The sequence below is a fragment of the Desulfosarcina alkanivorans genome (assembly GCF_009688945.1).
Taxonomy (GTDB): domain Bacteria; phylum Desulfobacterota; class Desulfobacteria; order Desulfobacterales; family Desulfosarcinaceae; genus Desulfosarcina; species Desulfosarcina alkanivorans.
The window spans coordinates 1,461,102-1,472,885 of sequence record NZ_AP021874.1; the positions used below are offsets into that span (position 1 = coordinate 1,461,102).

Here is an 11,784-nt window from a genome sequence, read left to right on the forward strand (position 1 = left end):
TGCTTTTCACCTATTAAGTGTCCATTCAGGGGCTCGTCAACCGGGAAAAACAATGGACTTAACGACAAGTTTAAACATACTGGGTCTGGATCCGACGGCGGATGAAGCGTCCGCCAAGCACGCCTACAAGGCGCAGGTACGTCGCTGGCATCCGGATCAGTTTCCCGAAGGGTCGCCCACCAAGGCCGGGGCGGAAGAGCAGCTGAAGCAGATCAATATCGCCTACGCCCGGGTCAAGGCACACCTGGCCTTCGTGCGTCCCGAGCCCAAGGCTGCCCCACCCCCGCCCCGCCAGCCGCAGGGCAGTGCCCCTCAAAACGATAATCCCGGCCAAAAACCCGAAAAGCGCTCCTGGGTCGATCATCTGTTCGACACCCTGAACGCCTTTGGGGGAAATCATGACGCCAAACGCGACCCGGCACCTGCAGACGCATCTCATGCCAGCCGTCGAAAAACCTTCGGGCAGGTTCTCGATGAAATGGCCGGCGGCAACATTTCCTCCCGACCGGGACGCCCGGGACGCCGGTCGAGAAAACCGGGTGCGGTCCCGTCTCGCAGCGCAGGCGGCTATGGGGGCTGCCGCCGCCGTGGCGGCACCGTGGGTGCTGTTGGCGGAGCGGAACGCCCGGGGCCGGTCAGACCGGTTCACCGGGTTCGGGGAATCGGCAGAAGCCGATAAGGTGTGTCGGCCCGTTTTTCAGAGCCCCTCATTCTTCCGATCGAAAAGATTCCAGCAAGGCCGCCAGCAGCCGCCACACCCTCTCCACGGACGGCAGGTACAGCCGTTCCGACGGCGAATGGGGATTTTCCATGGTGGGCCCCAGGGAAATCATATCCATGCCCGGGCACCGATCGCCGATCACGGCGCACTCCAGGCCCGCATGCATGATCTGAACAATGGGCGCGGCATCGAATAACTCCCGATAAAGCGCCGTGCAGCGCTTGAGCAGCGGCGATTCCCGGTTCATCGGCCATGACGGATAACCGGCGCCGGTATGTACGGTGGCACCGGAAAGACGCCCCGCCGCCTCGACCGTCCGGCATATGTCGTCCATCCGGGAAGGCACGGAACTTCGCTGGTTGGAGACCACCACCAGGGCATCGTTTTTTATCTCCACCATGGACAGGTTGGCGGACGTCCGAACCAGCAGCGGGAAATCTTCGGCCATTTCAACCGGGCCACTGGGCAGCGCTGCCAGCAGGTCCACCACCGTGGCCGTATCGTTTTCCGTGACGCCGCGGCCATCCTCAGCCGGCGGCCCTTTTTTTTCGATGTGAATGGTCACCCCGGGATCGGTCGTCCGGTACTCCCGTTCGATCGTCAGGGCCAGTGAACCGATTTCTCCCGCCAGCGCATCGATCCGGTCCCGACCACAGGCCACCACGGCGTCACAGGCACGGGGAATCACATTCCTGCCGGTGCCCCCCTTCAGGGAAGCCAGTCGTATCGGCGCCGCCGCAGCACCGGCGCTCAGCAGCCGGGCCATGACCTTGTTGGCATTGGCGCGGTGTTTGGCGATGTCGATGCCACTGTGCCCGCCTCGCATGCCCCGGGCGGACACGCCCAGCAGCTCGTATCCGCCGTCTATGGCCTGAAGATCCAGTTGTCGATCGATGGTGGTGTTTCGCCCCCCCGCGCACCCGACCACAAAAACACCTTCATCCTCCGAATCCAGGTTGACGAGGATTTTACCCCTCAGGAGGGAAGGCGTCATGTTCAGCACGCCGGTCAGGCCGGTCTCCTCCTCCACGGTAAAAAACAGTTCCAGAGCCGGGTGGGAGATGTCCGGATCATCCACCAGCGCAAGGGCAATGGCAATGGCAATCCCGTTGTCTGCTCCCAGGGTGGTCTCGCGGGCGCTGAGCCAGGAGCCCTCCCGGACCATACGGATCGGGTCTTTGGAAAAGTCGTGACCGGAGCCGGCCCGTTTTTCACAGACCATGTCCATGTGTCCCTGAAGAATGACGATGGGCGCCTGCTCGAACCCGTCTGAGGGCGGCACCCGCACCACCAGGTTGCCGGCGCTGTCTGTTTGCGCCTCCAGATCCCTGGACGCGGCCCACTGCCGAAGCCACCGGGAAACCTGCTGTTCCTGCTTCGAACAGCGGGGAATCCGGTTAATCCGTTCAAAAACATCGATGACCCTGCGGGTTGCCCTGTCCATGGATTTGTCTCCTTGGGTACTCGCCCCGTAATAACCGCCCTCATCAGGCTCCGGGGGCATGGACGCCTGTTTTTGGAAAAAAGGAGGTCAAGATTGAAAAAAAAAGGCCGATACGCACTACAGGACAACAACGACCTCACCTTTAGGGCCCAGGGACATCCGTGAACACCAAGCTACTGATGATCATTTCGTTTTTGTTTTATCTGTCCTGGAGGAAAGCTTCGGACAGCTTCCTTTTGTTCTGTGCGCTTTTTGCGGCCGGTCTGTGCGTTTGCGTAATGATCTACCGGATGGAAAACACCCGCATCGCAGCCGATGACGATGCCGACTGAGCCATTACGGCGAACGCATGTCAGCGGCGCTTTTCCAGGCAGTCCAGAGCGGCCCGGCAGTTGCCCGGTGCGGTCACCAGAAGGTGTTCGTCGATCCGTTCTCCGTTGAGATAGTCGTTGAGGTAAAACTTTTCGCCGCTGGCTTTATAGAGCCTCCCGCCGGCAGCCTCGACAATCATCCGGGTGGCAGCCAGGTCCTGGAAGGACTCGTTGGCCGTCACCGCCGCATCCGCTCTCCCCATGGCCACGTAACACAGGTGTGCGCCGGTACATCCCAGATTCCTGATCTTTCCCGGAAACCGGGAAACGTAGTGCTGGTGAAATCTCGAAAAGGTGAACATCAGGCTTTCATCGTCAAGGGGGCGGTCATCGGTCATCCGGATCCGGTTCTCTCCCCAGAAAGCCTTTCCTCCGGCCCGGGCATGAAACAGGTCCCCGGTGGCCGGCATGTAAAAAGCGCCGAACACCGGCCAGAAATTTTCCAAGAGCGCCAGAGACATTCCCCAGATGGGAATGCCGGCCTGGTAATTATCCACCCCGTCGATGGGGTCGAAGATCCACATGTATCGCCGGCTGTCATGGGTGTAGGCGGTATCCGGCGTTTTGCTGGTAAACATCCGGTGGTCCGGATACTGGTTGTCCACCGCCTGCCGGAAACGTTTGTTGATCTGCAGCTCGGCCTGCGTGACCAGTCCTTCATCGAACTTGGCCGGCCCCCGGCCCTTGCCATAGCTGTCCATTGCCGCCTGGCCGGCATCACGGATGGCGTTGATGGCAAACGCCGTCAAGGCTTCGATCCCATGGATTGGCTCCTGCTTCATGTCACCTCCTGGTTGTTGAGAAAACGGTTTCCCTGGTGAACAGACAGGGGAGGAACAAAAATAAAACCGACGCATTGTTCTGAATAAGGTATGGTTCTATTGATGGCGAGAGGCATAAAAAATCGTCATGCAACGAAGCTGCCGGCAAACAGCTGGCAATGGCTACAGGTGACCATCCAGATGTTAAGACAAAGAAAACAAAGCAGGTGGGAAACATCTTGGCAGCCCCGGTTTCCGGCTGGGGAAAACGGGGCGATGCCGGCTATTTTTTTTTCGACGAGGCGTACCCGTCAGCATACCATCCGCCGCCTTTCAGTTCGAAGCTGCACGCGGAAAGTATCTTCTTGGCTTTACCGTGGCATTTGGGGCACTCGACCGTTTTGGTATCCATCCGCACCAGCTCTTCGGTAATATGACCACATTTGCACTGGAACTCATAAACCGGCATCACTTTATCCTTTCTGGGTCGGGCACATGCCGCAGGCGCCCTGGGCGCCTGCCATGGTCCGCTTTTTTTTTGCAACTTAGTTCCGTTTTCCGATCATGTCAAGGCCCGATCACGACAGCCTTTCCGGCATCCGTGCGCCATGAAAACCGGCGGTCCCGGACCCTATGTCCGAGTCCGCCGATTGCATGGCGCGATCACGGCTGTCATTCCCGTTCGATCTTCAGCACCAGGTATCCGGCGTTGCGCCGTTTGACCAGCAGTTGAACGGTGTCACTGTCATCGTTCTTTTTCATCAGCCGGACAAAGCCCTTCCGGTCTTTCACGGCATTTCGATTGATCTCCTTGATAATATCGCCGGGACGCAGATCGGCCGCCTGGGCCAGGCTCTCGTCCTTCACATCCGTGACCAGCACGCCGTTTTCTTTAGCGTCGATGCCGAAGCGCCGGGCAATGTCCGAATCCAGATCGGTCACTTCGATGCCCAGCTCATCGTTTCCCCGACTCCGCGAGGCGACGATTTTCTCATCATCGTCCCGCTTGGCCAGCGTCACCGTCAGGCTTTTTTCCCGCCCGTCGCGTATCAGTTCGAGCCTGGTCTTGCTGCCCACCGGCGTGTTGGCGATCTTGGCGGACAGCTCCCGTCCGGTCGATACGCTTTTCCCGTCCACGGACAGAATGATGTCGTTGACTTTGACCCCGGCGTTGTCCGCCGGATCGCCTTCGAAGACCTGGGTGACCAGGACACCCTTTTCAGCCTTGAGGTCGTAGTACTCCGCCAGTTCCGGAGTCAGGTCCTGAATACCCACGCCCAGCCAGCCACGGGTGACTTCTCCATTGTCCTTGAGCTGGTCGATAATTCCTTTGGCCATGTTGATGGGAATGGCAAAGCCGATGCCTTGCCCGCTGGCGATAATGGCCGTATTGATACCCACCACCTCGCCATCCATATTGAGCAGCGGACCGCCGCTGTTGCCCGGGTTGATGGAAGCGTCGGTCTGGATAAAATCATCATAGGGTCCCGAACCGATGATGCGGCCCTTGGCACTGACGATACCTGCCGTGACGGTCTGCTCCAGGCCGAAAGGACTCCCGATGGCCACCACCCAGGTCCCCACTTTCAGTCGTTCGGAATTCCCAAGTTCGAGGGGTTTGAGATTTTTGGCCCCTTTGATGCGAATCAGGGCCAGGTCTGTCTTGGGATCACGCCCCACCATTTCTGCATCGAATTCCTTGTCATCCGACAGGATCACCTTGATCTGATCGGCATCCTCGATCACGTGATTGTTGGTAACAATAAACCCGTCGCCATCGATAATAAATCCGGAGCCCAGGCTGCGCTGCTTGAAATCCCGCTGGTGGCCATCTCCCTGGAACGGACCGAAAAATTCATCAAAGGGGTTTTGCTTGCCGCCGAAGGGGTTGCCGAAAAAATGCCGGAAAACAGGGCTGCCGCCTTTGATGGTTTTCACGGTTCGAATGTTTACCACTCCGGGTCTGGCGGCTTCGGCCAGTTCGCTGAAACTTTCCGGCGCGGAGAAGGCGTACGCCGTTCGAGTCCCCGGTGTGCCCGTGGATATCAATGCTGCCGCACCCAACACCCCTAAAAAAAGGAAAAACGTCTGAACCGCTTTTTTGATCTCGATCATATCCGACCTCCTTTTGAATCCTGAAAAGATTTCACGCACAAGGCATGGAACACGTGAACGATTTTAATGCGACCAACATAAACCGGCAGGCTTACGGCAAGATGACGGAAAGATTACCGATTGGTAATCATTGATGGCCGGTTAAAAGTCGCATTTCAGGCGGCTCCGTAAAAAGCCCCATGTCAAAACTTGCGAATCCAATGTAATGAAAAACACTTATGCATTCCCCGGGGACGTGGGATGGATCGTGACACCGATAGGGGACGGTTGGCGGGGCTGTCAAAGACTGGGCACCTGCCCATCTGTTCCGGCATTGGGCATTGGGGGTCAAGAGCGGTTGTCGGCGGGCGCGGCAGCCAGTTGTTCCTTCAGTGCCATGCCGATCTGCTCCATGCGGTAGGGTTTTTTGATGTACCGGCCGGCCCCCAGGCGCTGGGCCTCCAGCACACGCTGTGACTCGGAAAAGCCACTGGCGATAATGGCCTTCTGGCCTGGAGCGATGGCCAGAATCTGGCGATAGGTTTCCAGGCCGTCCATCTCGGGATCCATGATCATGTCCAGGACCAGGATATCCACCGCGGCCCTGCGGATGAAATCAACCGCGTCCTGTCCGCTGGCAACCGTATCAACCCGGTAATTCAAGCGGTTGAGCATGAATGCAGCCATGTCGCGCTGTTCTTTGATGTCATCCACCACCAGAACGGATTCGCCCGCGCCGCGGTATCGATCGAGGGGCAGGACCTCAGCCTCGGCTTCCAGATCCTGCCGGGAAACAGGAAAATAGAGGTCGAATACGGTCCCCCGGCCTTCCACACTGCGGGCGTCAATGAAACCATGGTGATCTTTCACGGTACCCCACACCACTGCCATTCCCAGACCGGTTCCGCTCCGGCCCATTTTTTTCTTGGTATAAAAGGGCTCAAAAACGCGTTCCAGGTTTCGCATCGGAATTCCGATACCGGTATCCGCCACCCGGAGGCGTACATATTCGCCTTCGGGAACGGTCTCGAATCCGTGCATCGGGCGGTCCATATAGCAGTTGCGGGTGCTGATGGTAATTTCCCCGACATGGGGAATGGCTTCAGCAGCATTGGTGACCAGGTTCATAACGGTTTTTCCAAGATGCACCGCGGAGCCGACAATATTGAACACCGTCGGCTCCAGATCCGCCCTTATCGTCACTTGAAAATGAACCGATTTGAGTTTGGCCAGTTCAGGGCTGTCCAGGTAGTCCCGGACGATGCGGTTCAGACTGACCACGTCGTTAACCGGCACCCCCCGCCGCGCCAGGGCCAGCATATCCTGAACAATGGCCGCGGCCTTCTCACCCGAGTTTTTGATGGTTTCAACGATGGTTCGCGCATCGCTGCCTTCGGGAATGTCCAAGAGCAGCAGTTCCGGGTAGCCCACCAGCCCCGACAGGATATTGTTCAGATCGTGGGCCACCCCCCCTGCGAGTGTGCCGATCGCCTCCATTTTCTGTGCCCGTTGAAGACGCGATTCCATTTCTTTCATGGCCGTGATATCCGTAGCGACCTGAAGTTGTGCAATACGGCCGTCTTCCCACACGATGGCCCGGGCATAGATGATGTACCAGCGGCCGTTGACCGGATTTTTTTCCTCCCAGGAACGGCCTTCCCCGGGTCGGCCGTTTTCGTCCACCAGCATGTGCGCCTTGCATTGCTGGCAGGGCTGCTCCTGCCCCATGACCGCCTGATGGCAGACCTGCCCCACGATATCGTCGCCATAGTTTTTTTTCATGTGCCGGTTGGCCAGCAGAATGCGCCTGCTTTCCATATCCGACAGGTGGATATCGGCATCAATGCTGTCGAGTATCGTTTCGAGCTGCTCGTGGCTGGCGCGGACCCGTCCCTCGGCCTGCTTTCTCTCGCGGATCTCTTTGTTCAGATCCCGGTTGATTCGCTGGAGCGCAGCAGTGCGCGCTTCCACCCGTTTTTCCAGGTTGCGGTTGATCTGCTCTGTCTTCTCTTTTTCCTTTTCCAACAGGTAATTCAGGAAAAAACTTTTGCGCTGGTGGATCTCGATGGAGTAGCAAATCAGCATCCCCAGCAGATTGATCCCCAGAAAATGGGCGCCGTAAATCAGTTGAATCACATCACTGGCATCCATAAGCCACATCATGGCTGCCTGGTAGCCGCCGACCACGAAAAAACCGGCAATCGAAGCGGTCACGAATCGGGCATGAATAAAGGTATATCCGAAAAAAACGCAAAAAATGGTACCGACTCCGTAAAAGTAGGATTCGGGCGCGGGCGTGATCACCACCATGGCTATGTAGGCAACGCCGGTGACTATGATATAGAAGGCATTGATCGGCTGCCAAAACCGCCGGTAAACATCGGTGTAGGAAAAAATCAACCCCACGAGAAACACGGGGCACACCATCACATAGCGAATGAACCACAACTGGAATTTCTGTTCCGGAAACACATAGGCGTCCAGGATGCCGAAAATGCTGAAAAAGAGAATTGCGTAGAGCTTGCACCGTCGCACATGATCCAGGGAATTGGAAAAGTAGGCGCGCCTGAAGGGCTTTTCCAGGGTTTGGTCCCGCCCCGTAAAATCCAGGGTCAACGGATTCAGGCTGACCTGGATCATGCTGTAGGGGATGGCAACATCGATTTTATTCTTGGCCAGGTTCATCGATCACCGCCGGGTATGGGTAAATCAAACGGCATGCAGGCAGCAGGGACAAGCCGGATTCAGGATATGGATTCGATTCATTTCAACGTCTTGCCATCGGGGGGCAGGCACAGGGTAAACGTACTTCCTTTTCCTAGTGTGCTCTCGGCATTAATTTCTCCGCCATGGGCAGTGGCAATTGCCCTGGCCAGACTCAATCCCAGCCCGTAACCTCCGGTTGCCCGGCTCTGGTCGCATCGAAAAAACCGGGCGAAAATTCTGGGCAGATCCCCGGCGCCGATCCCGATACCATCATCTTTTACGAAAATGTTAATCTTTTCAATACCTTTATCATGAACGCCACGAATGTCAATGTTGCCCGGCGCCGGTGTATACTTGATGGCATTGTCAACGAGGTTGGCCATCGCCCGTTGAAGCATCTTCAGGTCTCCCTGCACCATCAACGTCTCAGGAACGTCGCAGGTCAGGGCAAGCCCTTTGTCTTCAGCCAGGGGGCCAAAAAGCGCCACCGCCCCCCGGACCACGTCTGCCAGGTTCACCGGTTCCAGGGCGTCGCCACCGGCACCGGCGTCGGTTTTGGAGATGAACAGCATGGTATTGATCATATCCAGGAGCCGATCGCACTCTTCGATGGTGTTGCCGGCCAGGGTCAGGTCCCCCCCGCCGTCCGGGGCGCCGGAGATACTGAGTTCAGCCATCCCGCGAATTCGGGCCACCGGACTTTTCAGGTCATGGGCAATATTGTCACCCATCTCACGGATCCCGACGACCAGTTTTTCGATACGGTCCAGCATCTGGTTGAAGGTCAGTGCCAGCTGGTCGATCTCCTCGTGGCGTGCCATGATCGGTACCCGCCGGCCAAGTTCGGATTCGGAAATCTGCTGCGCCGTCCGGGTAACCGCTTCGACGCCGGAAAGGGCCCGCCTGGCCATGAACCAGCCGACCAGCACTGCCGTCAGAATCAACACGGACATGGTGACCAGAAAGATCTTCTTAAAGATGCCGATAAAGGCCGTATCGTTTTCCATGGAATAGCCCAGCTGGGCCACGACCCCCCTGCCGATGATACCATATACGATGCGCACCCGATCGGGGCGGCCGGGAATCGCCAGGGTTTCATAAACCCGCGAATGGCCCTTCACCAGCCGGTTGACGGCACGCCTGTTGATCCCGATCTCCTTCCAATAGGACATATTGGATGAAGAAAAAGCGACCCCGCTGGCATACAACAGGCGAAAGAAGATTTTCTTCTCACCAGCCGCCTGGGATTCCAGGAGCGCAGCGGCCTTGACCTCCTCAAGCCCCTGGATGTTGTAAATGGCGCCGAATTCAGAGATCTTTTCGGAAAGCCGGCTGTCCAGCCGCTGTCTCAGATGGGTGGAGATCAACACATAAAAGAAAACAAACGCCATGCATGACAGCAATGAGAAAATAACCCCGTACCACAGGGTTAAACGGAAGGAAAGAGTTCGGGGCAGTTTAAGCATTCCGGCGAAGGGCATACCCCACCCCGCGGACCGTATGGATCAGTTTTTCGTTGCTCCCCTTGTCCACCTTGTCGCGGAGCCGGCAGATCCGCGCCTCAACGACATTGGTCTGCGGATCGAAATGGTAATCCCAGACGTGCTCCATGATCATGGTCTTGGACACCACCCGGCCGGCGTTTCGCATGAGGTATTCCAGAAGGGAGTACTCCAGCGGCTGCAGATCGATCTTTACCCCGCCGCGGCGAACTTCGCGGGTCAGCATGTCGATGGTCAGATCGCCACAGGTCAGTCGGGTGGGCTCCTTGGCGCCGCTGGCACGCCGGATCAACGCCTGAACCCGGGCCAGCAGTTCCGAGAAGGCAAAGGGTTTGCTCAGATAGTCGTCACCGCCCGTTTGCAGTCCCCTGACCCGATCATCGATGGCACTTTTGGCGCTGAGAATAATCACCGGTGTCATAACCTTTTCCCGACGCATCCGCCCGATGAGAGACAGGCCGTCCAATCCGGGCAGCATGATGTCCACCACGGCGGCATCGTAGGGTTCGGTAAGCGCAAGGTCCAGCCCGGACGTTCCGTCCGGGGCGTGGTCGACCGCAAAGCCCTCGGCCTTGAACCCTTTTTTGACAAAGGAGGCTATTTTTTCGTCGTCTTCAATCAATAACAGTCGCATCGCGTTTTCCCATGTCGCTTCGCCCCGGAAACCAGTGCCGGTTTGGCCGGCCCCGGTATATTCGGCGCTGAAACAGCGGTTATCGGCACGTGTTTCCGGACGGCAACCCGCCCCACGGGGGCGTCTCTCCGTTGGCCCGGCCTTGATGCCCTGCAACCGGTTGCAACCCGGTGTCAAGAGGCGGCTGCTGACCAGACCGGGAGCAGTCCCAGTCGCGTTTTCCGGATGCCGGCATGCAATGAGAGTATAAACGTGTCTTTGCCCCTTGGCAAGCCGGGTATCGACAAAAATAGCATAAATGCAGGGTCTTATATCTACCCAGCAATTTTCTTGACAAAAGCGCCGGCCACTGAGACAGTGGTGCCCGTCCGAAGACGGTTAATTTACACGACATCCTGGCCACGCTTGAAATTTTATCTGCCGACGGTCAACCCGATGCCGGCGATTCAGTTTCCTCCCGGCCCGGATAGCGGCACCAGTTTGGCGTTTACGGACGGGATCCTTCACAACGACAGTTCAAACGGTGAAAAAATGAAGAAAAAACGGGTGGCCCTTCGATGGGAAGGGGCGTTTCTTGAGTTGTGCATGGGACGCATCACGGCGGACCAGCAAAATCATATGGATGCCCACGGCGCCGGCCTGAGCCGGGATGTCCAGTCCCTGTGGTACGAAAACCCGGAATTGTTGCGGTCGGTTTTCCAAGCGGACAACTGGTGGTCCGTGGATGACCTGGATCATGCCATGGGGCTCGTTTTTGCCGACCGGCCCACCCTCGATAAAGCACTGGCAACCATCGGCTTTGAAATCGACGGCACACCGGTATCCGTCGACCCCGATTCGCTGCAGCTGAGTTTTTATGCCCCTGAACCCATCGATCAACTGAAAAAGGATGACCGGGTCGTCTGCCATGGCATCCGCCGCCAGGCCGTATTGCACTTGGAGGCCGAAATTGCGCCACCCTTCGACCCGTCGGTGGTCGCCCTGTCCTTTCAGCACTATGCGGACTATGGCCACATCCTGATCGATATAGATATCGACGGACATGACGACGTCCGCTTCACCTGGGGGGACACGACCTATTTACCTCCCCGATTCCTGGGAAAGGAACATTTCGATGACACTTCAAGATAGGCTTAAAACAGATCTGAAATCGGCCATGAAGGCACGTGACGAGGCCAGAAAAGATACGCTCAGGGTCATCATGGGAGAAATGGCCCGCCTGGACCAGAAACAGTTTTCCGATGACGAAATCATCAAAATACTCAAAAAGCTGATTAAATCGGAAAAAGAGATGCTTGAAAAAAGCGGGCGGGGGGAAGAGACATCCGCCTTTATCGAAATTATCGAGGCCTACCTGCCTCAAATGGTTTCGGAAGATGAAATCCGCCGGTGGATCACCGCCAATATCGATTTTTCCGATTTCAAGAATAAAATGCAGGCCATGGGCCCCATCATGGCCCACTTTGGTGCGTCGGTCGACGGCAACGTCGTCAAGCAGGTGCTTCAACGGTTTTCCGTCTGACTCGGAAGGGTTGGATCAGCGTCGAAAAA

General features: G+C 57.2%; 11 protein-coding genes. 4 read left to right on the top strand and 7 right to left on the bottom strand.

The features are described from left to right. Window positions 1-52 precede the first annotated feature (52 nt). Entirely contained in the window at window positions 53-679 is a 627-nt protein-coding gene (locus DSCA_RS06420) for a J domain-containing protein (RefSeq protein ID WP_155315638.1), read from the top strand. A 28-nt stretch (window positions 680-707) separates the two neighbouring features. On the opposite strand, the gene DSCA_RS06425 is transcribed toward DSCA_RS06420, so the two are convergent. Beyond that, entirely contained in the window at window positions 708-2,165 is a 1,458-nt protein-coding gene (locus DSCA_RS06425; protein WP_167527637.1) for an aminoacyl-histidine dipeptidase, read from the bottom strand. Between the two features lie 161 nt (window positions 2,166-2,326). Between DSCA_RS06425 and DSCA_RS06430 the strand changes: the two genes are divergently transcribed. Further along, the gene (locus DSCA_RS06430; RefSeq protein WP_155315640.1) at window positions 2,327-2,497 is read left to right on the top strand and encodes a hypothetical protein; all 171 of its coding nucleotides are present in this window, start codon (window positions 2,327-2,329) and stop codon (window positions 2,495-2,497) included. 20 nt (window positions 2,498-2,517) lie between these two features. Here DSCA_RS06430 and DSCA_RS06435 read toward each other — a convergent pair whose 3' ends face one another. The 6 genes from DSCA_RS06435 to DSCA_RS06460 form a co-directional block, all read right to left on the bottom strand. After that, window positions 2,518-3,318 carry an inositol monophosphatase family protein gene (locus DSCA_RS06435; protein WP_155315641.1) on the bottom strand — a complete coding sequence of 267 codons (801 nt, stop codon included), beginning with the start codon at window positions 3,316-3,318 and terminating at the stop codon, window positions 2,518-2,520. A 262-nt stretch (window positions 3,319-3,580) separates the two neighbouring features. Beyond that, on the bottom strand, window positions 3,581-3,766 hold the full coding sequence (locus tag DSCA_RS06440; RefSeq protein ID WP_155315642.1) for an FmdB family zinc ribbon protein: 186 nt from the start codon (window positions 3,764-3,766) through the stop codon (window positions 3,581-3,583). A 203-nt stretch (window positions 3,767-3,969) separates the two neighbouring features. Continuing rightward, complete coding sequence (locus tag DSCA_RS06445; protein ID WP_155315643.1) at window positions 3,970-5,412, bottom strand: DegQ family serine endoprotease; 1,443 nt, start codon at window positions 5,410-5,412, stop codon at window positions 3,970-3,972. Between the two features lie 327 nt (window positions 5,413-5,739). Beyond that, window positions 5,740-8,076, bottom strand: coding sequence for an ATP-binding protein (locus DSCA_RS06450; RefSeq protein ID WP_155315644.1), 2,337 nt, complete (start codon window positions 8,074-8,076; stop codon window positions 5,740-5,742). 77 nt (window positions 8,077-8,153) lie between these two features. Continuing rightward, the gene (locus DSCA_RS06455) at window positions 8,154-9,488 is read right to left on the bottom strand and encodes a sensor histidine kinase (RefSeq protein WP_231716398.1); all 1,335 of its coding nucleotides are present in this window, start codon (window positions 9,486-9,488) and stop codon (window positions 8,154-8,156) included. Window positions 9,489-9,555: 67 nt separating this feature from the next. Beyond that, window positions 9,556-10,233: a response regulator transcription factor gene (locus DSCA_RS06460; RefSeq protein ID WP_155315646.1), complete on the bottom strand. Its 678-nt coding sequence runs from the start codon at window positions 10,231-10,233 to the stop codon at window positions 9,556-9,558. Between the two features lie 531 nt (window positions 10,234-10,764). Here DSCA_RS06460 and DSCA_RS06465 point away from each other — a divergent pair. Both DSCA_RS06465 and DSCA_RS06470 read left to right on the top strand, forming a co-directional pair. Further along, a complete protein-coding gene (locus DSCA_RS06465) occupies window positions 10,765-11,364 on the top strand; it encodes a hypothetical protein (RefSeq protein WP_155315647.1) in 600 nt (199 codons plus the stop codon). Continuing rightward, window positions 11,348-11,755, top strand: coding sequence for a GatB/YqeY domain-containing protein (locus DSCA_RS06470; RefSeq protein ID WP_155315648.1), 408 nt, complete (start codon window positions 11,348-11,350; stop codon window positions 11,753-11,755). The genes DSCA_RS06465 and DSCA_RS06470 overlap by 17 nt, the downstream gene beginning before the upstream one ends. Window positions 11,756-11,784: the final 29 nt, after the last annotated feature.

What these genes read in the sequence shown, in the direction of transcription:
- DSCA_RS06455 (WP_231716398.1), bottom strand. Translation starts at nt 9,488, where the DNA reads ATGGCGTTTGTTTTCTTTTATGTGTTGATCTCCACCCATCTGAGACAG.
- DSCA_RS06460 (WP_155315646.1), bottom strand. Translation starts at nt 10,233, where the DNA reads ATGCGACTGTTATTGATTGAAGACGACGAAAAAATAGCCTCCTTTGTC.
- DSCA_RS06435 (WP_155315641.1), bottom strand. Translation starts at nt 3,318, where the DNA reads ATGAAGCAGGAGCCAATCCATGGGATCGAAGCCTTGACGGCGTTTGCC.
- DSCA_RS06440 (WP_155315642.1), bottom strand. Translation starts at nt 3,766, where the DNA reads ATGCCGGTTTATGAGTTCCAGTGCAAATGTGGTCATATTACCGAAGAG.
- DSCA_RS06445 (WP_155315643.1), bottom strand. Translation starts at nt 5,412, where the DNA reads ATGATCGAGATCAAAAAAGCGGTTCAGACGTTTTTCCTTTTTTTAGGG.
- DSCA_RS06465 (WP_155315647.1), top strand. Translation starts at nt 10,765, where the DNA reads ATGAAGAAAAAACGGGTGGCCCTTCGATGGGAAGGGGCGTTTCTTGAG.
- DSCA_RS06425 (WP_167527637.1), bottom strand. Translation starts at nt 2,165, where the DNA reads ATGGACAGGGCAACCCGCAGGGTCATCGATGTTTTTGAACGGATTAAC.
- DSCA_RS06420 (WP_155315638.1), top strand. Translation starts at nt 53, where the DNA reads ATGGACTTAACGACAAGTTTAAACATACTGGGTCTGGATCCGACGGCG.
- DSCA_RS06450 (WP_155315644.1), bottom strand. Translation starts at nt 8,076, where the DNA reads ATGAACCTGGCCAAGAATAAAATCGATGTTGCCATCCCCTACAGCATG.
- DSCA_RS06470 (WP_155315648.1), top strand. Translation starts at nt 11,348, where the DNA reads ATGACACTTCAAGATAGGCTTAAAACAGATCTGAAATCGGCCATGAAG.